At 58.5% G+C, this 23,213-nt stretch carries 19 protein-coding genes; 14 read left to right on the top strand and 5 right to left on the bottom strand.

The genetic code is table 11. From position 1 onward, the window contains the following. Nucleotides 1-475: MBL fold metallo-hydrolase (locus tag RFA01S_RS19985; RefSeq protein WP_072692152.1), on the top strand; the 475-nt coding region annotated here is incomplete at its 5' end. A gap of 603 nt (nt 476-1,078) precedes the next feature. On the opposite strand, the gene RFA01S_RS19990 is transcribed toward RFA01S_RS19985, so the two are convergent. After that, the gene (locus tag RFA01S_RS19990) at nt 1,079-1,786 is read right to left on the bottom strand and encodes a FadR/GntR family transcriptional regulator (protein WP_072692171.1); all 708 of its coding nucleotides are present in this window, start codon (nt 1,784-1,786) and stop codon (nt 1,079-1,081) included. Between the two features lie 309 nt (nt 1,787-2,095). Here RFA01S_RS19990 and RFA01S_RS19995 point away from each other — a divergent pair, with 309 nt between their 5' ends. Together RFA01S_RS19995 and RFA01S_RS20000 are read left to right on the top strand one after the other, a co-directional pair. Next, the gene (locus tag RFA01S_RS19995) at nt 2,096-3,145 is read left to right on the top strand and encodes a zinc-binding dehydrogenase (RefSeq protein WP_230597395.1); all 1,050 of its coding nucleotides are present in this window, start codon (nt 2,096-2,098) and stop codon (nt 3,143-3,145) included. Between the two features lie 449 nt (nt 3,146-3,594). Continuing rightward, entirely contained in the window at nt 3,595-4,539 is a 945-nt protein-coding gene (locus tag RFA01S_RS20000; RefSeq protein WP_032389333.1) for a DMT family transporter, read from the top strand. Nucleotides 4,540-5,109: 570 nt separating this feature from the next. On the opposite strand, the gene RFA01S_RS20005 is transcribed toward RFA01S_RS20000, so the two are convergent. The 3 genes from RFA01S_RS20005 to RFA01S_RS20015 form a co-directional block, all read right to left on the bottom strand. Next, on the bottom strand, nt 5,110-5,430 hold the full coding sequence (locus RFA01S_RS20005; protein WP_307718874.1) for a WhiB family transcriptional regulator: 321 nt from the start codon (nt 5,428-5,430) through the stop codon (nt 5,110-5,112). 673 nt (nt 5,431-6,103) lie between these two features. Continuing rightward, complete coding sequence (locus RFA01S_RS20010; protein WP_032389332.1) at nt 6,104-6,940, bottom strand: fumarylacetoacetate hydrolase family protein; 837 nt, start codon at nt 6,938-6,940, stop codon at nt 6,104-6,106. Nucleotides 6,941-6,986: 46 nt separating this feature from the next. Then, entirely contained in the window at nt 6,987-7,817 is an 831-nt protein-coding gene (locus RFA01S_RS20015; RefSeq protein WP_032406810.1) for an alpha/beta hydrolase, read from the bottom strand. 981 nt (nt 7,818-8,798) lie between these two features. Between RFA01S_RS20015 and RFA01S_RS20020 the strand changes: the two genes are divergently transcribed. Both RFA01S_RS20020 and RFA01S_RS20030 read left to right on the top strand, forming a co-directional pair. After that, complete coding sequence (locus tag RFA01S_RS20020) at nt 8,799-9,236, top strand: nuclear transport factor 2 family protein (RefSeq protein ID WP_139278478.1); 438 nt, start codon at nt 8,799-8,801, stop codon at nt 9,234-9,236. A 93-nt stretch (nt 9,237-9,329) separates the two neighbouring features. Continuing rightward, on the top strand, nt 9,330-10,292 hold the full coding sequence (locus tag RFA01S_RS20030) for a cyclase family protein (protein WP_080731111.1): 963 nt from the start codon (nt 9,330-9,332) through the stop codon (nt 10,290-10,292). Between the two features lie 814 nt (nt 10,293-11,106). On the opposite strand, the gene RFA01S_RS20040 is transcribed toward RFA01S_RS20030, so the two are convergent. After that, nucleotides 11,107-11,793, bottom strand: coding sequence for a FadR/GntR family transcriptional regulator (locus tag RFA01S_RS20040; RefSeq protein WP_032389592.1), 687 nt, complete (start codon nt 11,791-11,793; stop codon nt 11,107-11,109). Between the two features lie 382 nt (nt 11,794-12,175). Here RFA01S_RS20040 and RFA01S_RS20045 point away from each other — a divergent pair, with 382 nt between their 5' ends. From RFA01S_RS20045 to RFA01S_RS20085, 9 genes are all read left to right on the top strand, one after another. After that, the gene (locus RFA01S_RS20045; protein WP_032389326.1) at nt 12,176-13,753 is read left to right on the top strand and encodes a bifunctional 3-(3-hydroxy-phenyl)propionate/3-hydroxycinnamic acid hydroxylase; all 1,578 of its coding nucleotides are present in this window, start codon (nt 12,176-12,178) and stop codon (nt 13,751-13,753) included. Nucleotides 13,754-13,799: 46 nt separating this feature from the next. Continuing rightward, a complete protein-coding gene (locus RFA01S_RS20050; RefSeq protein WP_032389325.1) occupies nt 13,800-14,969 on the top strand; it encodes a CaiB/BaiF CoA transferase family protein in 1,170 nt (389 codons plus the stop codon). Next, a complete protein-coding gene (locus tag RFA01S_RS20055; RefSeq protein WP_230597394.1) occupies nt 14,930-16,621 on the top strand; it encodes an aldehyde dehydrogenase family protein in 1,692 nt (563 codons plus the stop codon). Before RFA01S_RS20050 ends, RFA01S_RS20055 begins: the two co-directional genes overlap by 40 nt. A gap of 158 nt (nt 16,622-16,779) precedes the next feature. Continuing rightward, the gene (locus RFA01S_RS20060) at nt 16,780-17,115 is read left to right on the top strand and encodes a cupin domain-containing protein (protein WP_072692155.1); all 336 of its coding nucleotides are present in this window, start codon (nt 16,780-16,782) and stop codon (nt 17,113-17,115) included. 63 nt (nt 17,116-17,178) lie between these two features. After that, entirely contained in the window at nt 17,179-17,979 is an 801-nt protein-coding gene (locus RFA01S_RS20065) for an enoyl-CoA hydratase/isomerase family protein (RefSeq protein WP_080731110.1), read from the top strand. A gap of 137 nt (nt 17,980-18,116) precedes the next feature. Next, nucleotides 18,117-19,292: a DUF3500 domain-containing protein gene (locus tag RFA01S_RS20070; protein ID WP_230597393.1), complete on the top strand. Its 1,176-nt coding sequence runs from the start codon at nt 18,117-18,119 to the stop codon at nt 19,290-19,292. Nucleotides 19,293-19,635: 343 nt separating this feature from the next. Beyond that, a complete protein-coding gene (locus tag RFA01S_RS20075; protein WP_032389591.1) occupies nt 19,636-20,832 on the top strand; it encodes a CaiB/BaiF CoA transferase family protein in 1,197 nt (398 codons plus the stop codon). Continuing rightward, a complete protein-coding gene (locus tag RFA01S_RS20080) occupies nt 20,832-22,334 on the top strand; it encodes a carboxyl transferase domain-containing protein (RefSeq protein WP_032389320.1) in 1,503 nt (500 codons plus the stop codon). The genes RFA01S_RS20075 and RFA01S_RS20080 overlap by 1 nt, the downstream gene beginning before the upstream one ends. Nucleotides 22,335-22,479: 145 nt before the next feature. Further along, the gene (locus tag RFA01S_RS20085; RefSeq protein WP_032389319.1) at nt 22,480-22,992 is read left to right on the top strand and encodes a MarR family winged helix-turn-helix transcriptional regulator; all 513 of its coding nucleotides are present in this window, start codon (nt 22,480-22,482) and stop codon (nt 22,990-22,992) included. Nucleotides 22,993-23,213: the final 221 nt, after the last annotated feature.

A 23,213-nucleotide genomic window follows, 5' to 3' on the forward strand; every position in this document is an offset into this window, starting at 1 on the left:
TGTCGCGGGTCGGCAGGTGCGGGCGATTGTGTGTACGCATGGTCACAACGATCATGTGACGGTTGCGCCGCAGTTGTCGGGGGAGTTGGATGCGCCGATTCTGTTGCATCCGGCCGATGATGTGTTGTGGGAGCAGACGCATCCGGGCGTCGGGCATTCGGTGCTCGAGGACGGTCAGCGGATCACCGTCGCGGGGACGGAGATCGTGGCGTTGCATACTCCTGGTCATTCGCCGGGGTCGAGTTGTCTGTATCTGCCCGAGGCCGGGCAGCTGTTCTCCGGCGACACCCTGTTCTCCGGCGGCCCCGGAGCCACGGGCCGCTCCTACTCGGACTTCCCGACGATCATCGGGTCGATCCGGGACCGGTTGTTCACGCTGCCGGCGGAGACAAGGGTGAACACCGGCCATGGGGACGGGACCAGCATCGGCGACGAGTCACCGCACTTGGAGGAATGGATTCAACGGCAAAGCTGACGCGGTTGCAGTCGAAGGGCTGAGGATGTCGGAAACATCGATGGGCGGCGACTGACAGTAATCCGACTCACCCAGCTATGGGCAAAATTCAACTGCGCCAACATCATCGATGCAAGTTGCCAGACTTGACCTACCTAACCACCGCACCGCCGCGCAGGCCGATGAGGATTGAGCGCGGGGGAACTCGAGCTCGAGGCGTGGGAAGCGAGGGCTTCGCCCCTCACACGGTTTTGGACACGGAGGAAGACAACGTCCGCGCCCACGACGCCCAGATCTGTAGCGCAGTTTCGCAGATCACATGACGATTCGCCGACATGATCGTCGCCCACGCATGAGAGCGCGTTCACAACGCCCCTGAGGGTGCGGCTGTGAGCCGTTCTTCCACCTTCGAGAACGAAAACTTGCGTCTGGAGTTTTCGCACAGTCCAGGAGACTTCGCTCTGCCCAAGACTGCAAGTCACATCGCAGTGTGGCTCGCGCGAATGGGCCGGGCCACGTGGTCCAGATATCAAGGTGCAACGCCCTCAATCGATCACCGCAGCGTTTCCATGCGGATGAACGCACTCCAGATTCGTCAGCGCGATAGCTGTCGCGCCGTCGAGTTCACTCGACGCTGGCCTCGAGTGGTCTTAGTAAAGCGACATCGGAAACAAGGCGGATGTGCTCGGCCATTGCTCGACCGGCCGCCATCGAATCTCTTTGGCGCACTGCTTCGGCGATGCGGCGGTGGCCTTCGAGCGACGCTTTGGGGCGTTCGGACTGGGACAGTGATTCGATTCGTGTTTCTCGGATTAGTTCGGCGATTTCGCCCATCAGCCGTGCAAGGAGTGGGGAGTGCGCGGCTTCGGTAATTGCACGATGGAAAAGTTCATCACCAGACACACCCCGGTCGCCTTCGGTAATCTCGGACTCCATCACGGTGAGGGCACGATCGATTGCAGCCATTTCAGCGTCACTTCTCCGAGTCGCAGCCAGTTCGGCAAGTTTGACCTCGAGAGCCTCACGCGCCTCGATAACTTCCGGCAGCCTGTCCGCGTGTTCCCGAAGCGCGCGAATCGCCGTATCTCCTACGGGGCGGCGAACGAGGACAGCACCGTCGCCGTGGCGGACGGACAGTATGCCTTGAACCTCGAGAGCAACGAGCGCTTGACTCAGGGACGCGCGGCTGACTCCGAGTTGACCGGCGAGTTCGCGCTCGGCCGGCAAGCGTTCACCGGGCCTCATGTCGCGGTCGGCTATGTGTGCGCACAATTGTTCGACAATCATCTCATACAGTCGCGGCCGTGCTACCCGACGTATGTGCTCAGCCACTGTGTCACTCGCTCTCTGATCCTCTGATTCCACGAGCCTATCGCGTCGACGCACAAAGTCGCCGACACTTCATGGTTGACAAGCAATCCACTTCACTGATTAGGTTCTTACTGACTCAGTGACTAGTCCATTTTGCCACGTGTTGCTCGTGGCAACGCTCAGTGAAGTTCGCACCGGGCAGCAGGCGGTTGCTGTCAGGTTCAGTGGTGCAACATCAGCCGACCGACGTCGCCTCGGAGGGAGGACTAGCGTCGGCTCGAAATTAATTCTCGTGCAAGCTGATCCAGATCCGACGTCCACGATCGTTCAGTGAGGTACACAGTGCATGCGGTTTTGCTCACCCAGATCGACGGGGTTATCACCCCATCGTTGTCCGTGATCGACAGACCTGAGCTCGTCGCGGGGAGCGTGCGTGTCCTAGTTCGCGCCGCTTCAGTCAATCGCGCCGATCTGTTGATCCGTGCTGGCAAGTACATCTCAGCGGCGGGAGGTGGCGAAACCCCTGCCGTTGCTGGTATCGACGCATGCGGTGACGTCATCGAAGTCGCGCCGGATGTCAGCGGCATAGCCGTCGGCGACCGGGTGATGGCAATGGTGCCCGGTGGCCTCGCCGAGGAAGTCGTGGTTCCGGCCGCTGCTCTGGTGCCGGTGCCGAGGTCGTGGTCCTACGCCGAGGGAGCCGCTGCGGTTGTGGCATTGATGACGGAGCATAATGCCCTCGTCACTGCAGGTCGGCTCCAACCCGGTGAGAGCGTGCTCGTACACGCAGCGCCGGCAGGCGTTGCAACGCAAGCGATCTCGCTTGCGAGAGTACTCGGAGCCGGGCGCGTGTACGGCACCGCCCGGTCGGGACTGCACCGAGAGTCGTTGCTGCGACACGGTATCGACGAATTGATCGACGTCACCAAGACCGATTTCGCGGATCGTACCGACGAGTTGACGGGTGGGCGGGGAATCGATGTAGTGCTGGACCATGTCGGTGGTCCATATCTCGAGCAGAACTTGCGGGCGGCCGCCATCGGTGGTCGGATCGTTGGTGTAGGCCGATTGGGTGGCTCCAACGGATCGCTCGATATGGAAGAGCTCGCTCGTAAACGCGTCGAACTCATCGGAGTGACGTTTCGAACGCGCACCGACACGGACAAGTTCGATATCGCTCGCGCGTTGCGAACGGTCGATCTCGAAGGAAACGCCGACGCACTCCGCCCCGTGGTCCACGGCATATATCCCTGGCATGAGGTTGCCGAGGTACAGAATCAGTTAGCGGACAACAAGCACGTCGGAAAGCTGGTTCTGGAGGTGCAGAGAGCCGTCGGGCACCGAGACAGGACAGACTCCGTCCCGACGGCTCGTTCTTAGACAAACCCGCTAGCTCGATCTTCCGTCCAGCCCACCCATGTGTGCTCCACGCCAGATCTGCAATTTCTTGTCGAGGCGAGGTCTCACTTGATGAGCTGCGCACCCAGCTGCAGGACCTCGCGAAGGCCGCTCACTGAGCACGAGGCCTCGGCCGCGCAGCCCCTGTCGACAGGTCTTGATGAGCTCAACCCAATCTGACTGCAAACGGTTCGATCGATTCGACTGGACCTCGGCACCGGCCGATCAGATCATCGGTATTCACTGCTCGAGGAAGTATTCGGTGCAATGCCGATCCATCAAGAGAGAAATTGGAGCTGACGTACGAGCATCTGCGTGAGGTTTGCCGTGCACTTGCGGCAACAAGCCACCGCGGGCTCGACCCAGGCTGGCAAACCCTCACGTCACGGCCGTATATATCCCTACCTTCTAATCTAGAGAATTGAGGACACGTGGCTGACAAAGCTCGCTCGACCGCGTCTGGATCCGACCAACGCGCATACCTCAATTTACTTGTCGCCATGGCGCTCTTCGGCACTGGGTTCGTCAGCTCGAAACAAGTGGTGGGTGAGATCCCGCATCAAGTAGCGGCCGTCCTACGTTTTGGCGGCGGGGCTTTGATCCTGCTCCTCATAGTTCTTGCCATGTCTCGGCGTGGCTTCACCCTCAGTCGTGGCGCGGCAATCCGTGCCGGCGCAGTCGGACTGTTAGGGGTATTCGCTTACAACGTCTTCTTTTTCTGGGGGTTATCGCTCGCGCCCGCGCTCGACGGCACGGTGATCGTCCCGGTCATGAGCCCCGTGATAACAACCACCTTCATGGTGATCACTGGCCGTGAACAAGCTTCAGGGATGCGAATTACGGGGCTGATACTGGCGGTGTGTGGGGCGATCCTGTTCTTCGTCTGCGTCGGAGGTGCCAACGCTGGGCTCAGCGACTCGCGGCTGGGAGGTGATGCGGTCTTCCTTGCAGCAGCGGCCTGCTGGGCCGCCTACACGATTACGTCCAAGAACGTCTTGAAGGGAACCGACCCACTTCAGGCTACGGCGGTGGGCACGGCGGTAGGAGCTCTCGCGCTGGCAGTTCTCGCTGCACCCGCCATTCCGGATGTTGAATGGAGCGCTGTGTCCTCGACATCATGGTTGAATATCGCCTACCTTGCGATCGGACCGACCGTCTTGGCATACCTGTTCTACTTTCGAGGATTGCGTCACGTCAGACCGACCACCGCGACTATCTTGATGTTCGCTACACCTATCTTCGGATCTGTCTGTGCCGTGGTGTTTTTGGGCGAGACATTTACGGGCCCGCAGTTATGCGCCGCGATAGTAACTGTGGCTGGCGCTCTTTTGGCGGTCACCGATCGACGCCTCCCGTCTATTCGTCGGCGGCGTTGATCGTCTGGAATTGGTTGTTAAGCTCTCGTACGCCTGGGGTGTGCCTCCATTCGTCGATGAGCAGATGTGGGAGCAAATCTAGGATGTAGCCAATCCTGCGGTTTCAGCGCGAGCCAGCACTGATGCCTGCGGTATGAGAGCGCCCTAAGGCCCTGTCCCCGTGCGCCACCGTGGACAAGGGCAGCTGGAGACTGGGTGTCTCACGGACAATCAGGCACTTCTGTAAAGGCGAGCATTGACACGCTACGAGAAGAGACAGAAACATGCACAGAGAATCGATGTCAGACAAACGTCAGCTGAGCCTCATCGACACGAACTCCAGTGGCCCGCACCCTGCGCGGAGACTGAGCTACCTTCGTGTGCAGTAGCGGCGGGGGAGTGGGGTCGACCATCACGAGGCTAGCACCCGCGCGGCGCACCAATTGAGCTCGAACCCAAGACCGCTCGACGGCGGGGGCTCGGCCGATCGTCGAATCGGCCTCGCGCCATTGCGATTTCCAGCCAGTCGACCCCGGTGTCGGAGCGCCCAACGCCCGGTCGGTCAACCGATCCAGAAGCTGGTCGAGCGTTTCAGATTCCGTCGTCCGAGCTACTTTGACGGCTACCCAACAGACGCAAACGCTCCTGGGCAGTCATTCCGCCCCAAACTCCGTGCGCCTCGTGCGTGTTGAGTGCATACTGACGACAACGGCCGATAACCGGACATACAGAACAAATCCGTTTCGCATCGCGCTCACGTAGCGCGCGGGCGTACCCGCCGATACCGGTGGGCGGGAAGAACATGCTGGCGGGCATCGCGTGACACGCCGCATCCATTTGCCATTCCCATTCTTCGCATTTCGGAGGTGGGAGTACGAGTGTGGGAAAGACCTTTCGCATCTTCAGTGTCATCCTTCGTTCGTAAACATCAACCCGACGTTCAGCAATTGGTTACGTTTGTACGGCGGCTACCCGCGGAGACTGTTGGTCCAGTACTGCATCCAAGTGGTTTGAATTGCGGTGATGCAACGGTATTCGTCTCGTGAGATTTTGATCAAGGAGCAGGTTACTAGCGTCATTTTCAGCGCGGTCCACTCCGCAGCACGTTCTCTGCCGGTGACGTGCATCAGCGGCTTCGGCACCGTGGAGCGGCGAGCTGTCCGCCGCCGAGCGCATGGGTGAGTCGCTGGACGGTATCCGCAGCCACAGTAAGAACGGCCTGGCTCGCCGCCGACGGTTCTGCGCGGGCTCATATCAATGTTTGGCCACGGCACGGTTTCTTCGGCGACTCTGTGGAAGCATCCCACGCCAACGGCTGACTCGCACTCCGAAATCAATGCGGGTAACGGGCCGCGGGGACGCAACGCCGAGCAGAGAAAGGGGACTACAGACTACGTTTCTCACCCCCGGGTTACCTGCCACCGAGAAGCGTTGTGGTGCAACAGGTATCAACTTTGCGATCCGCCAGAGAGTCGATACTCACTCGGGTTAATTCGCGGTGCAGTGGGATACTCCAATTGCCATCCCGATGAGGCGCGAACAGGAGGTTCGCTATCGGAATGACGACCTGGCTGATGGCTCCGCCTCAACGCGCGGACGAGCCCACGATAGGAGTCACAAGAGTTCCGAGTCTGTCGATTTCGACCTCGACGGTGTCGCCGTCGTTCAAAAGCCACGGGGGGTTTCTCACGTAGCCAACTCCCGCGGGCGTACCAGTGGCGATTACGTCACCAGGGTTGAGGGTCAAGGTACGGCTGATAAGAGACAGAACGTCGCCCAGCTCGAAAATGTGGTCTCGCGTATTGCCGTCTTGCACGATGGATCCGTTGACACGGGTCATAACCCGGAGTCCGTCGCGGAGGTCTCCAACCTCGTCCGAAGTGACCAGTGGGCCCATCGGACCGGTTCTGTCACCATTCTTGCCCAAGGTCCACTGAGCAGTGAGTTTTTGAGCTTTCCTGGCAGTCAGGTCGTTGAATGTCGAGTAGCCCAGAACAGCAGCACGAGCGGTATCCGCGTCGACGTCACACAAAGTGGAACCCACGTACGCGGCGACCTCGCCCTCCCAGTCGAGGCCGGCTTCGTCGGCCGGCACCGGGGCGGACACTCCACCGGCCGTCAACGACGAGGTCCATCGTCCGAACAAAGTCGGGTAGTCGGGTACGTTGAATGATCCTTCCGCGGCATGTTCGCGGTAGTTGAGACCGATGCAGACGACACGAGCTGATTCGGGTACTGGCGGCACCAGTTGGACCGAGTTGAGAGGTAGGCGTACATCGGTGACGTCATGCGCCTTGGCTGTCCACGCGCGCGGGTTGGTCCAAAAGGTTTTGAGATCCGTGATGGGTTGAACACTGTCGTCATCCAGTCGCCCCACCGTGACGCCGACGTCCCCTGTCAACCTGAAGCCCACAATTTTCATGACTCTGCTTCCGTTTTGTGATGAGTAGCTTTGCCGGGTGTGACGGTCAGACGGCTGTTTGGAGATGGGAAGAAAGGAAAGCCGACGTCAGTGCAAGGTGATCAGGTCGGTCGAAATTAGGGTCTTCATGCCCGCATCCTCCAAGGAGGACGAGCGTCGATTCGGCACCGGCTCGAACGAGCGCGTCGTGCAGCGCAATACTTTCGCTCGCTGGAAGGACGCGGTCGCGGTCGCCGTGCGCGATGAGAAAAGGCGGTGCGTCTGCCGTAACTCGAGCCAGAGGACTGGCGGCTCGCACCGTCTCCGCAATCGATTCGACGTCCTCCACACCGAATAGAGCCCCCTCGACAGGTGGGTTGAGAATCTCCTTCTCGAGCCAAGTTAGGCGCGAGTTCACCACGAGATCGGACTGTCCGAACCAGTGCACCGCGGCGTCGACGGCAGTCGACTGGTCGAGGTGGTCACCTACACGACCTTCGAAGGCGGGGTCATTTGGTGTCAACGCTGCCAGGCTTGTGAGGTACGCACCGGCAGATGCTCCCCAGACTCCGATCTTGTCGGTCGACAGTCCTAGTTCCGACCCGCGAGCACGCAACCAACGAATGGCTGCTTTCGTGTCGTGAATCTGAGCGGGGTAAATCTGGTCAGTGACTAGACGATAGTTCGCCGAGGCCACCGCTACCCCGCGAGCGGCGAAGGCGCGCAATCGCTCGTCTGCACCGTCGGATTTGTCTCCAACCCGCCAGCCACCACCGTGGAGGTACAGCACAACTGGAACAGATTCCGATTCGGATTCGGGTCTGTACAGGTCGAGACTCAAGGCTAAGCCGTCGACGACGGCGTAGGTGATATCTAGCGTTACGTGCACAGTCTTCATGTGTATCCCTTTCGACGTGGACAAACAGGTCACGATCCAGAGTCCGCAGGCGCAGCCGCAGGAGCGTCGATGGACTTCGACACTGCCACGCGTCCTACGGCCTGCTATCTGGAAACTTGAGCAGGTTGCAGAAGATGCATCACAGTTCGCGCCACTCAGCAATCCACGATGAAACCGTTACGGTGAGGTGTGAGGACTGTTCTACGGGCCTGGGACGTCACTGACTGCTGAATCTCCGATGCTTCCCGCGGAGAGCCACGGTCCGCTCGTCACCCAACGTGCCGCGTTCCCCTGCCGGCTTTTGCAACCTGCCTCAAGGCTACATCAAACCTACTAACCCTTCGACTGTTTAGGCATTTAAGCCGGTTCAGCGATCCGATGGTCGTAGTCATAGGTCAGCTGCAGGGCGCCCGCCTACCCGCCCCGTCGATTTTCGACGCGTCGGCAGTCCGCTACCCGCGGACCGCGGATTCAACGGTGCAGAAGGACCCTGTGCTGGCCAGCGACCTTGAACCGGTGAACCGGCCTGCCCGTCGAGTATGCGCCTTGGCAACCGCATCCCTAGGTCGATCGAACGAGGCCTTGACGTTTTCTGCCGTAAGGGTGAAGCTGTCTATGCGAAAGGTTCGCCTGTTTACTCGCCGTGCAATCGAAAGCCTGTTCCAGCCGATGGAAGTGAGACCTGCAATGACATGTTTCGCCCGACCCCGTTCCATGGCACCGATGCAGCACAGTCGTCTCTTTGCTGCCGCGCGGGACAGCTGCACTAGTCAGGCCAAAAAGCCGCGCTTACAGGCGCATTGATGTACTTCTCGGGTGTCATCGCCAACGCAACCGTTCGTCAGCTGACGCTCAGCAGGCGGGGCTGCGTGGCAATGACAGCCGAATCGATCAGTGTCAGTGCTTCACCTCGACCTTGTTAGGTCCGAAACATTGAAAGTTCGCGTATTGCCACCCATCATCACAAAGGAGATTGAGCCAGTGAACGACACCAGCCTGAACGACGCGCGAGTCGAGGATCGCTGTCTGATTACTGCCGTTATGCATCGGTATTGCAACCTGGCCAGAGAAAATGCCGACTTCGCGGGGATGAGCGTTCTGTATACGGAGAACGCACGAATTCGCCTTCCAGACGGGACAGTGGTGGGGCCGACACAAATGGGTGAGGTGGTCAAGGGTGATGAAGCCAAGTACATCCGCCATCACGCGACCACTCTCGATATCGAATTCGCCAACGCTACCGAAGCCGTCGTGACGACGATGTTTCTCGCAATCACGAACGAGGCGGTACCCGACCACTGGGGCCGGTGGGACGACAAGTTCGTCAAGCAGGACGACGGTCGCTGGCTCATCGACGAGCGCGCGCTCATGGTTGAGGGCGCGAACCCCGATGGTTGGCTAGCTCGCGTTTACCAGTAACGGATTGCACCCTGAGATTTTCCAATCTCGGTTCTTTTCAGCCAGCTTCTCGTGTCAACAGACCAAGCAATACCAACCAAAGAGTGAGAGATAATGACCCCGAGTGACCTACCCAAGTACCACGAGCTTCCAGAATTGCCGGGAGGTGGCCGCAGTGGTTGGGGCCAGTTCGGCGATGCGGATGAAATCGGTCGCGTCAACCTCGCGACTCCCGACCGGATAGTTGAAGCCGCCCGGTTGGTTCAACGCGGCGTCGCTTTCCCGATGGATCTGCCATGGGGAACTTTCGATCCACCCCTGAACGCCGCGCGTGGAAATCCACGTCAGCACGTGATCGAGCAACCCGGTGGTATCGGCCTGGACGACGTGTGGGACAACTTTTTCGCTCAGGCCGGCAGCCAATGGGACGGCCTCGCGCACATTGGCCTGACACGCGACGTCTACTACAACGGTGCCACTCACGAACAAGTCCGCGACACGGAGCGCAATGGCGTCCATCGTTTGGCTGAGCATGGAATCAGCGGCCGGGGCGTCCTCCTGGATATGCCAGAGGTGTTTGCCCGGAGCGGGCGTGACCACGAGTCGGGAACTGCGATCGAATACTCCGTCGAGGATCTCGAGGCTGCTCGCGAAATTGCAGGCGTGGAGTGGGAGAAGGGTGATATTCCTCTGTTGTATACGGGATTCACACAGTGGTACCGGCAGCTTTCGCTTCAAGAACGTAAGCGTCTACCGAATAATTACCAGTCCCCGGGTCTGGAACATTCCGAAGAAATTTGCGCCTATTTGTGGGACTCCCAGGTATGCGCCTTCGCTGGTGACGCCGCGGGCGTGGAGGCGTGGCCCGCAAATTTGTCTCCCGACCAGGCGCCGTTCGCGTTCATCCACCAAATTTTGATTGGTAGTTTCGGACTTCCGCTTGGGGAGCTTTGGTGGCTACACGACTTGGCAATGGATTCCCGCGCCACCGGGACGTACACCGGACTACTGGTCAGTACCCCTGCACCAGCACCCGGTGGCATTTCGTCACCTGCCAACGCAGTAGTCCTGAGGTAACAGGGTGTCGGCGTACCTATAAGACTTCGGGCTGCGCGGCGATTTCGCTTCTCGAGATTGGAGCGTGGGAGTGCAACGATGCGATGAGGATCAACAATGACGATGGAAGTTCGCCGGGCAACACAAGCCATAGCGATCGATGCGCCGGCCCACCGCAATGTCCAACCTATGGTCGTGGTGGGCCCTCCCGTCTCGAGGGCCGAGAACTTCACCGTCATGTACTCGCACTACTTGCCGGGCGGTAGAGCGGAAATATCCGAAGTTCCCGCAGACACCGTATACATCGTCACTGTCGGACAGTTGACGTTCGAAGCAGACGGCGAGGTGGCTCGCCTAGGTCCGATGGATACAGTCCGGATGAAGGCACAAACCGTTCGATCAGTCGTCAACGAAACAACTTTTCCAGCCAGCATGATTGTGATCCGCGCAGTCACCGAATCGCCAACATACGCGGATTCAGCGTTGTCATGCGGCGATGGCCCACGGAAGAAATAGAACAAGGAACAAAGGTTTGGGCCTCCCACGTCAGGCGTCGAACGCCCTGTTGTGGCGCGTTTCGACGTGGGAGGATCCAAACTGTTGGCAATGCATGGCCCGCCGCAAACCCAAATCGATCCGCGGTTGTTCGTTCGATACCGGCATGGTTTCCGAATGCGCGGATCCATATGAACGATCATGGCTGGCAGCACTAGTTGTTCGGGCCGGGCAGGTCGTCAAAGTCAAAGCGCCGAAGCTTGTTTCATCTCCATGGCTGCCGGCATCGTGACAGAGCGTGGCAGCATCCGGCACCATTCAACGAGCTCCCGTGGAAATCTTATGAGGACCTCAAGCCGCGGTGGAGATGCACAACGCGAACCGTCTCGTCTCGATCGCCCGCAGTTATGGCCGCCACCAGATCGGCGTGGACGTCAACTCGGTGCGAGGTGTAAGCACGTTCATCGACATCGATTGCGCTGTCGGCGTGGCTCGCAAGTCCGCTTACGTACTTCAAGGTACCCAGGTAAACACCCCTTGCCATCTGATTCGGTGTAATTTGCGCTATCCGTTCGTGCAAGAGCCAGTTGACGCGCATGAACGCATCTCGAGTTACCGCCTCAGCGCGCATCCGTCCGATGATCTGGTTGAGATCGGCAATATCGTGTGTAGTTCGATGCAAAGCGGCGTCGACATCGATCAGCTCCTCCAACGAATCACGTACGGCGATTGCATCGGCGACAGTCGCGCCTTCGTTATCGACGGCAAGGAGTGTGTGACGAAGACGGACCACCGGGCCGACCTCGGCAACGAAGAGACCGCCACCGCGGCCCGGCCTGATGTCCACGGTTCCCCGCTCAGCAAGTAGCCGAGCGGCTTCGCTGATCGTGGCCCTACCAAGCCCAGTCTGCTCGCGCAATCCATCCATCGTGTCGATGCGCTCACCCGGATGCAGGCCCCTGTCGACAATCAGACGCTCGATGTCGTGAACCAGAGATTGCGCCCGGGTTTGGGGTGAAGTGAACATGCGAAACATTATAGGGGTTATTTACTCGCGCTAGCAGCCCCGCGGGCAAATCGATCTGGGCTTGACGTTCAGGATATCGACGCAGCTCATGGATCACGGTCTGTGGCCACCGCCAGTCAGCCATCGAACAGGACCGCCATCGCATCAACCCCACACAGAACTACAGGCTCACAACGCGCTCGTCGCGTGGGTCACGGTTCCAGCTCGAAACCGGTGAAGGGATGTCAGGCGGCCAGTGTTTCGACTTGACGGCGCAGGACGGGCAGTGGTCGCGCAGGAGCCGTCTCGGCCAAAACCTTGCGCTGGAATGTGACGAGCAATACTATCTAGCGTAAAGGTTCGGGTGGTTTACCGAGCTCCGATCACTACTCAGGGAGAAACTATGTCGATTGAATACGACGTGGCCGTTGTGGGCTACGGCCCCTCAGGTGAGGTCACCGCGTCCACGATCGGAGGTGCTGGCCACCGCGTCGCCGTATTCGAACGGCACGAGGTTGCGTACCCGCTGCCCCGGCTTGGACACATCGACGGGGAGACGTGTCGAACGATTCAAGCGACCGGGACAGATGTGGACCACGCTCTACGCAACGCTTCGCCGATTGCCAGCCTGAATTTCGGTGATGCAGAGGAAGATCCGTTGATCTCCCTGGACTGGAGCACCAGAGAATGCGGATTCGACGCGCACTACGCCGTCTTTCAACCGGACTTCGAGGCTCATCTACAGGAGTGCGTAGCCGGCATGACGAACGTGGATGTCTTCAGAGGCACAGAAGTCGTCGGCCTGGAGCAGTACGACGATCACGTGCAGTTGACCGTCCGCCCGAAAGGATCGACGGACGAAGCAGATCACCGGACCGTTCGCGTCCGATACGTCGTCGGAGCAGACGGGACGAACAGCGTCGTGCGGCAGCTTGCCGGAATCACTATGCGCGACTACGGCATGCACGAACGCTGGATCAACTACGACATGAACAAACTGGTAGAGCTACCCGACCAGTATCGGGACAAAGCCATGATGGTTATGGACCCCAAGCGGCCACGGATGTACATGCCACTAGGGGGTAACCGATACCGGTTCGAGGCGAGGGTAGACGACTCCGAAACAGACGAGGAAATGCTCGCCCCCGGTAAGGTTTGGGAGTTCTTGGAAGAGCATCACGGCCTCGGCTCGCAGGAGCTCTCGGTTTGCCGTCAAGCCGTCTATCACTACCACACTCGCGTCGCCGATCGCTGGCGCAACGGGCGAGTCTTCATTGTCGGCGATGCCGCACACACAATGCCGCCCTACATGGGCCAAGGCGGTTGCTCGGCAATGAGGGACGCACGCAACATCGGTTGGAAACTAGCCCTGGTACTCGACGGTGCTGCCGGTGAAAGTCTGTTGGACGAGTACCAAACGGAGCGAGAACCGCACGTCTCCACACTCGTCTTCGTCAGCCATGAACTGGCGAAAATGGTCAACATCACTGATCGGGCGCTCGCAGAAGAACGCAATGCGAAGCTGCGCAGCCCCCTGACAGCCCCGCTGCCCAATTTCCCAAAACTCGAGCACGGCGTACTTCATCGGGAGGCCGACGGGACTATCGCCGCGGTTACCGGTTCTCTGTCGCCTCAGGGGCGCTTGCGCAGTGCTGACCGTGAGGGCAGGGGAGACGACGTCCTCGGCCACAATCTGCAACTGATCAGTCGTCGAACTCCTGACCTCAGTGACAAGCAGCGAGAATTGCTGGATTCGATCGGATGCGCTGTGGCTGTTCTTGATGACCCCACGGATCCGAACGCCGTCGAGGATATCGAAGGTGTTTATCACGACTTCCTCACCAAACACGATGTCGACGCATACATCACCCGACCGGACTGGTACGTCTTCGGCGTCGCACAAGCCGTGGATCTACCCGCTCTGGTCGACGAGCTCGGTCACTTGCTGAAGGCCACGGCTGGCTCTGTCGCGAGCTATTGACCTCCGAAATGCCAGATGACCAACAGTTCATAGCAAAGGTAATTGCATGAGTACAAAACCGTCAGATGGCCCGCTCAGTGGGCTCGTCGTAGCTGACTTCTCGAGAGTTCTCGCAGGTCCCTACGCCACTATGCTGATGGCCGATCTGGGAGCGGACGTCATCAAGGTGGAAGCACCCGAAGGCGACGACAGTCGCAGTTGGTCACACCCCGCTCGCGACGGGGTTGGCACTTACTACCTGGCAATCAACCGGAACAAGCGATCTGTTTCCCTGGACTTGAACAATCCGTCCGACCTCGAACTCGCTCATGAGCTGTCTGCGAGGGCAGACGTCTTCATACAGAATTTCAAACCCGGCGGCCTCACTCGCTTCGGGCTGGATTTCGAGGCAGTTCAAGCCCGTAATGACGCGGTCATTTATTGTTCGATCAGCGGATTTGGAGCCGCCGGCGGTGCGCGTTTACCGGGCTACGATCTTTTGGTTCAGGGAATGTCGGGGCTCATGAGTCTGACCGGAGACCCTGACGGTCAACCCCTGCGGACGGGGATGTCCGTCTTCGACGTCACCACGGGAATGCACTCCGTCATCGGTATTCTATCTGCGCTTTACCATCGTCAACTTACCGGCGAAGGCCAACACGTCGAAACAAATCTCTTGTCGACAGCAATGTCCACACTGGTCAACCAAGCATCTTCTTATGTAGCCGGCGACGTGGTGCCGCACAGGATGGGAAATTCACACCCCAGTATTTTCCCTTACGAACCATTCGCGACCGGTGACGGGGATCTGATTGTGGTGGCTGGTAACGACGGACAGTTCCGCCGACTCGCCGCGGCCATCGGCCGCCCTGAACTCGCCAGTGATCCGAGTTTCGCTACGGCAGGTAAACGGAGTGCTAATCGCGAACAGCTGCGGCCACTCCTACTCGATGCGTTATCGACGAAGAGCGCGCGAACCTGGTTCGAAGTTCTGACTGAAGCAGGTCTACCTTGCGCACCGATCAACACTGTCGCTGGAGGTATTCAGCTTGCTGAGGAATTGGGATTGGCCCCGGTGGTCGAGGTAGGTCGCCACGCAGTTCCGACAGTGCGCAATCCAATTCGGATGTCGCGTACTCCACCAAGTTACCGGCTCGCCCCTCCATCCCTGGACGAACACGGCGTTTGGATTCGCCAATGGCTCACAGCGGCACGTGGGGGACGCGACCATGTCTGACGTACTGGGATGTTGACTATCGACGGGAAATCGACAGAAAGTACACCTGCGGAACCAACTACTGGACGCATGCACTGATCACACGATCCCAAAAAGGATTTCAAGATGCACCAGCACAACGAACACGCGACCAATTTCACGGCGAAGGGTATGCGCTTCGCCCAGCGGGTACGGAAAGAGACAAAATGCACGTAATTGATGGTGAACCGCAGGTATGGAAGATGTTCATCAACGGCGAGTGGGTAGACTCCACGGACGGAGAGACCATCGATGTCATTACCCCTATCGACCGGAACCTCGTAATCGCGACGGTTCCTCGAGGACGAGCAGTGGACGCCGACAGAGCTGTCCAGGCCGCACGCACGGCATTCACCGACTGGTCGCAGCTGACTTTTCCACATCGCCAGAAGGTGCTGTTGAACATTGCGAACCTGCTCGAAGAGAAAATCGAAGACTTAGCGCAGCTCACCGCACTCGACACGGGCAACGCAATCCGGACACAGGCTCGACCTGAGGCGAAAGCGCTGGTCGACTGCTTCCGTTACTTTGCTGGGCTGGCAGGAGAAGTCAAGGGACTGACCCTACCTGGACCCACAGAACAGCTCCAGTACACGCGACGACAGCCGCTCGGTGTGGTAGCGGCAATCCTCCCGTGGAACAGCCCTTTGATGATCGCCGCATTCAAGGTCCCCGCCGCTCTCGTCACCGGGAATACAGTCGTCGTCAAAGCCGCCGAAGACGCACCCCTCACAATTCTGAAGATGATGGAGATCTGCGCGTCGGTACTTCCACCGGGAGTCCTCAACGTCGTGACAGGTTACGGTGCAGAGGTTGGTGAGGCTCTAGTTGTCCATGAAGATGTAAACAAGGTGTCCTTTACGGGCTCGACCCCTGTGGGGAGGGGGGTTGGGGCTAAAGCTGGTGGTCGCCTCGCGCACTTCTCACTCGAACTAGGCGGAAAATCACCGACCATCGTTTTCCCGGACTCGTGCACGGATGACGTGGTCGACCAAGTCCTGCTCGCAACCCGATTTGCCCGCCAAAGCCAGTCCTGCACGACCGGCTCCCGCCTCTTTTTGCATCGGGACATTTCTGAAGAATTTTTGGACAAACTCGCTCTGCGAGTTGCACAACTCAAAATAGGTGACCCGCGAGACGAAGATACGGACATCGGCTGCATCATCAACGACAAGCAATGGCGTCGTGTCCAGGAATACATCGACGAAGGAACGAGCCATGCAGGAGCGCGGATCGTTTACGACGGGCGTCCTTCCATGAAAGTTCCTTCGTCTGGTTTTTACCATGCACCCATGATCTTGGCGGGGGTCGATAACACTTGGCGTGTCGCGCAAGAAGAGATCTTCGGCCCAGTTCTATCCGTTATCGAGTGGAGCGACGACGCTGAAGTCATTGGCATGGCGAATGACTCCGACTATGGGCTTGCTGCGTTCGTCTTCTGCCAGAACCTGGGCAGGGCACTTCGGACCGCCCACAGCCTCGACGCCGGTTGGGTGCAAGTAAATCAAGGCGGGGGACAGGTGATCGGGCAGTCGTACGGTGGCATGAAGCAAAGTGGCGTAGGCCGTGAGCTTTCGCTAGAAGGAATGCTGGAAGGTTTCACGCAAATCAAACAAATAAACGTCAAGCTGTAATCCGGACATTATCCATTCGGCATCAACCCGGCGCAATAGACCAGATGCATGCCGACAAACCCGTCGACAGTGGTCAAAAGTTCATTTAAGTGAATTTCGTTTCGAGTAATATCTGGCACTGCCCACTGAAACCGACATACGTAAAGGATTTTTAGAAGATGAATATTGTTCTTCGTAAGGACGCAATACCGTACAAGCCGATTAATCATCTGACAATATCGCCTGTCAGGCTTCAGGGTGAAGAAGCAGGCGGCCCAGACCGGATGAGCGTCGGACTTTCCCATTACCCTCCTGGTGCTACTGGAGAATTGGACGCAGCCAGCACCGAGATCATCTACATCGTCACCGTGGGCGTTCTCGACGTCGACTTCGAAGGCGACACCTGCACTCTCGGCGTAGGCGACTCCGTCTACATCGAAGCCGGCGAGAAACGGTGCGCTGTGAACAGATCCGGCCACGATGCAGAGTTGCTGGTAATTCGACGTTGGGATTAGCGTCCTGATTGAGTGGTTATTTCGTCTCGCCCCGCCGAATGCACAGCAAGGAAATTGAACAATATGAAGTCTGATCGAGCCGTCGATACCAATGTGAACAATGGTACGGTAACGGTACAATTTGAAGACGAGATTGCAATTGTCGAAATAAGTAATCCACGTTCCCGCAATTCCATTACTAGCTCGATGCGTAGGCAGCTGGTGGAAATCTTCGACAAGTTGTCGACCGACCGGATCGCCTTGGCTGTGGTCCTTACTGGGTCTGGCGCACATTTCAGCTCAGGGATGGACATCAAGGAGATCACTGCATCAAATGCAAACGCCATAGCGGACGATCTGGCTCTCGTGGAGCGCCGAATTTCAGCGGCCCCGATGCCAACCATTGCTGCAATTGACGGCTATTGCTTGGGAGGCGGCGCACAGCTGGCGTTAGCATGTGATATACGGATTGCGAGCGCCAGGAGTTTTGTTGCTATAACTCCTGGCAAACTAGGAATAGTATATCCTGCTGAATCCATCAGTCGGCTGACATCCCTGGTTGGGGCCTCTGCAGCAAAATGGATGTTGTTCTCCGGCGACCCCGTTACGCCTGAAGTAGCACTTCGGCTCGGTCTCGTCCAACAAGTCACTTCGGATGAGGATTTGCGACCGGCAGCTATGGAGTTGGCTCGCACAATCTGCTCGAGGTCTCCAATTTCGGTCACCGCCGCTAAAGCCATGATCACTGCTTCCACCAGGTCTCTAGGAGAAGTCCAAGAAGTTGAGCGTTTCTGGCGTAGCCTCCCAAATGCCGATGTCGAGATTGGAATAAATTCTTTCATCAACAAAGTGCGACCCGCGTTTCCTCGCAACAAACTGCCGTAAACAAGAGTATTTTCTACTTCACGTTCAACCCACGATCAGTAGTTTCTACGTCTACGAAAGGACTTCTGTAGATGGTCGGCGAATTTCGCAGATATTTATTCCCTCACAATCATCCGCGCCTAAGCGAGATTCGGGGCATGGATGCATACTCCTATCGCGACAAAGCCCGCGAAGAGGGAACTTTCACCGGAAATCTCATCGCGGGATGGCGTCCTTTATACCTAAACGAGTTTCGAGGAATCACTGAAGATGGTCGTCTTCGAAACGATGTTCATCGATATGACCCACCGTTGGAAGGTGAGCAAGCACCCGTAGCAGCGATGGTTGCTGCTGCCAACGAGCTGCTCGTTTCGCTTGACCAGGAGAGCCGAACCAGATTTCGGTACTCGGTTGATGCCAGAGAGTGGCAGACCTGGGCCAACCCCGAATTTATGCAATTCGACACCGGTATTCGTCTCGAATTTCAGCCGCAAGAGGTTCGAGACAATGCACTTGCATTGGTAGCTGCATCACTCAGTTCCGATGGGTATCGACTTGTACGCGATACAATGCTGATTAACGGATTCCTCGGTGACATCCTTGATTTGCAAGGTGTATTGAACCAATACAGCTATAACATGGCTTTGTATGGTGACCCCCATGAGACGGAACCGTGGGGATGGCAGTTGTACGGGCATCATCTCGCAGTGAATTGCCTGGTGATCGGTGGAAGGATGGTCATCGGACCGGTTTTCTTCGGTGCTGAACCCAATGAGATTGACGAAGGACCACACCGGGGAGTCGAATCCCTTTCGCGAAGAATTGATCTCGGAAGACAATTGATGTCCGAGCTGACACCGGAACAGCGTGTTTCGGCAACCGTGTACGACCAGATGGTGGACCCGGCTATGCCCGAGGGGAGGGTCCATTCCGGTGACGAGCGTCATCTCGCAGGAGCCTTTCAGGACAATCGAATTATTCCTTTCGAGGGCGTTTCGGTTTCGTCGCTTTCCGCACGCGCGCAAGGGTTGGTTCTCGACATAGTCGAGCAATTTTATGCCCTGTTGCCAGATGGCCCACGATCTGGTCGACTGAGGGAGGTGAGGCGATTTCTCGACGAAACGTGGTTGTCATGGATAGGCGGTCATGGCCCTGGAGATGTTTTCTACTACCGAATTCAGTCACCGAGTGTGGTTATTGAGCTAGATCACCATTGTGGGGTGTTTCTCGACTACGCCAGTCCGCAGCCGTTTCACATTCATACTGTTCTCCGCACTCCGCATGGAAATGATTACGGTAGGGCATATCTTCGGCAATGGCAGGCGCTGCAATAGCTTCAGGGGCGGATCACATTCGAGCGATACTCCTTGCCTGTCACCGGCGTGAACCCAGGAGCTGATGCACATACAACCACTGCGGCGCGATCTGTCGAGGAGGCTGCTACACAACACACGGTCGCTCCCGGGCCTTCGCGTGCAACTACTTGCGCTCTGTCCCATTCCATTCCTGGGCCCCCGGATCAACGAGGCCCAGCCATCGAGCTGGTTGCGGCCCTGATAGTTCGATGAACGCTTGACAATCCAACACGAGGCTGGTCCAATCTAATGGCTAGGCCACTGGCTCACTAGCCCACTGCGGACTTATGTGCCGCACTCCAGCAGAAGGATCGTGATGTGGATGCCTCTCAACACCTCAGGCAGAACCGGGCCGCTGGAAGGAACTGTGGTGGTCGATCTGACACGCGCACTCGCGGGACCGCACGCGGCGATGATGTTGGGGGATCTTGGTGCGGACATCATCAAGGTTGAGACGCCGAACGGTGGAGACGATACCCGCGGGTGGGGCCCACCTTTCGTGACTCCCGAAGCAGCGGAACGGGAGTCGACCTACTTCCTGTCTGCTAACCGGAACAAGAGGTCGATTGCGCTCGATCTAAAGAATGACGACGGCAAGCAAGCTTTGCGCGCAATTATCGAACGCGCTGATGTGCTGCTGGAGAACTTTCGCACCGGGGTGCTGGACCGGCTCGGGTTCTCACCTGCACGCTTAGCCGAAATCAATCCTCGTCTCGTCGTATTGTCCATCAGTGGTTTCGGGCACGACGGACCTGAAGGCGGCCGATCCGGATACGATCAAATCGCACAAGGCGAGGCGGGCTTGATGTCCGTCACGGGGTCCGGTCCCGACGATGTTCAACGCGTCGGTGTTCCCATCGCGGACCTTCTCGCAGGTATGTACGGAGCGTTCGGCGTCCTGGCTGCGCTACGAGAGCGAGACCGGACCGGGCGCGGCAAGGTCGTGCGTACATCGCTGCTGGCCAGTGTCGTCGGTGTACATGCGTTTCAGGGAACGAAGTGGACAGTCGCAGGCCAGGTCGGACAGGCTCAGGGCAACCACCACCCGTCGATCTGTCCGTACGGGCTGTTCCCCACCTCGGACGGCGCAGTCCAGATCTCGGTAGGAAGCGAGGGTCTGTGGCACCGGTTCTGTGATGGCTTCGGAATCGACCCCCTCCGGGAAGGCATGGCAACCAACCCGCAACGCGTCGATTCGCGTCTCGAGGTGATCGAACTCGTATCCGAAATATTTCGCACCTACGCTACCGAACCTCTCCTGGCACTGCTCGCCGAAATCGGCGTTCCTGCAGGGAAAGTGCGCAATATCAAGGAAGTATACGAGTGGGAGCAAACGAAGTCGCAGGGCTTGCTCGTGGACGTCGAGCACGAAACGTTGGGTACGGTGACTCTTCCCGGCCCGCCTTTGCGGTTTTTCGAGTCCGACGGCACCGAGGTCACCGAAACCCGGCATCTCGCACCTCCCGTTCTCGGCGCCGACGACGAACTCGTCCGTGCCTGGTTGAAGGAGGTGATCTGATGCCCAGGATGACAGCGTACGAGTTGCTCGACATCGTGGTCGATATTGGCAGTTTCGTTTCCTGGGACTCGACAGCTGCTGAGTACCTCGTCGACGAGGCATACGCCACCGAACTGGCAGCAGCCCGTGATCGGACCGGACTCGACGAAGCTGTGATCACCGGGTTCGCCACCATCCGAGGACGCAAAGTCGTAGTTCTGGTGTGCGAATTTTCCTTCATGGCCGGCTCGATCGGCGTCGCAGCAGGCGAGCGGTTGGTAACGGCAATCCGCCGCGCTACCAACGAGGGCCTACCGCTCCTTGCACTGCCGACGTCGGGTGGAACCCGGATGCAGGAGGGAACGGTCGCGTTTTTGCAGATGGTCAAGATCACCGCTGCGATCACCGCACACAAGGCCGCGCACCTGCCATATATCGTTTACTTGAGAAATCCCACCACGGGCGGAGTTTTTGCGTCCTGGGGATCTCTCGGCCATGTCACCGTTGCCGAGCCTCAGGCTCTGGTGGGCTTTCTGGGGCCTCGGGTATACGAGGCGCTGTACAACGCAAAATTCCCGGCAGACGTACAGACCTCGGAGAACCTCCAGGCTCATGGGTTGATCGATGCCATCAGAGCTCCTGAACAGCTCGGCGAGATCGTCGATCGCGCACTGCGCATCATGACCGACAAGCCGCCCTGTCGGACCCGCCCGACAGAACCGTTGGCCTGGGAGATCGAGGACGTGCCGGCTTGGATTTCGGTTCTGCTGTCACGTCGACCGGACCGTCCGGGAGTCCGGGAATTGCTGTTCAATACTGCTGCGGACGTGTTGCCGCTCAACGGAACCGGACAAGGCGAAGCGGACCCGGGTTTACTTCTCGCATTGGTTCGGTTCGGTGACATGCCGTGTGTTTTGTTGGGTCAAGACCGGCGATCGCAGACGACTCAAACACCGCTGGGGCCCGCTGCACTACGCGAAGCGCGACGCGGCATGCGGCTTGCGCAAGACTTGAAACTGCCACTCGTTACTGTTATTGACACCGCCGGAGCCGCGCTGTCCAAGGAGGCAGAGGAAGGTGGGTTGGCGGGGGAGATCGCGCGGTGCATCGCGGATATGGTCGACCTCGATACCCCGACCGTATCGCTGCTACTGGGACAGGGAACCGGCGGAGGCGCTCTCGCACTCGTACCGGCGGACAGAGTTCTCGCAGCACAGCATGCTTGGCTCTCGCCGTTACCGCCGGAGGGAGCCAGCGCTATCATCCACCGCGATACCGACCATGCCTCGGAAATGGCCACCAAGCAGGGGGTGCGGTCCCTGGATTTACTTCGCGCCGGAATCGTAGATGTCATTATCCCGGAGTTGCCCAACGCTGCAGATGAATCGCAACAGTTCTGCGACCGAGTAGTGACAGCGCTGCATCGTGAGCTGGCGAATCTGATCAGCCAAGACTCGAGCGAGAGGCGCACCGCGAGGGGAAAGCGGTTTGACCGTATCGGGTGGGCTCCAACCAACGCCTGATTCAGGACGACCCCCAAAGGTTTTGTGCCACCAAGGGGCAATTCGATCGGCCTGACCGAAGAAGTCTCGATCTGATCGACCGTCCTGATCAAGTCGTGATCATCGAACTGCCTGTCCGCGTGACGTCAGAGAAGAGTGAAAGCGCATGGTGATCGACAACCGGCCACGGAGGTCGGCGGGCAGTCAAGCAGCTCACGAGGGTCCTCTGATCCCCCAGACCGAACCCAGCGGCATCCACACCTCCACCGAGTTCGAGATAACGGCAAACGTGTTGCGGCTGGCATCGTCCTTGCGGGTACGCCTCACGGAGGTTCTCGGACCGACTGGTCTTACATGGGCACAGTACGAAGTATTGGCTCAGCTCTCAGGCAGAGGGCCGCTGTCTTACCGCGAGCTGGGGCACGACCTCTACCGGCACCGCACCAGCATCAAAGCCACTGTGTCGAAGTTACATTCGGCCAACTACGTGGAGCGGTACACCGATTGGCGCAATCGTCAAAGACAAATGGTCGAACTCACCGACGCCGGTTCCGCGGCAGTGGTGGCGGCTGCTCGTGTGTTGGACCGCAGTCGTGGATCTTTTGCCGTCACCGATGCCGAGTCCGCTCTCGAGGTCCTGGGCCGAATGGACCGCAGCTGGACTCGGAAGATGTCTTAACGCGTGTCTCCACGAACCTATGGGTTCAACGAGCCGGGATGCTGTATTACTGAATGCACTCCAACCGAGTGCCACCGTATGAGCGACACCGCATGTGTGATTAGCAGCTATTCATGGGCAAGCAGTGGCTGCAGGTCACCAACCTACGTCTCACGGTCACAATGTTCCCGAAGCAAAACAGGGTCTGTCAGGGCCTCAAGAGCCTGGATGACCCCGATTCT

It is taken from the genome of Rhodococcoides fascians NBRC 12155 = LMG 3623 (genome assembly GCF_001894785.1).
Classification (GTDB): domain Bacteria; phylum Actinomycetota; class Actinomycetes; order Mycobacteriales; family Mycobacteriaceae; genus Rhodococcoides; species Rhodococcoides fascians.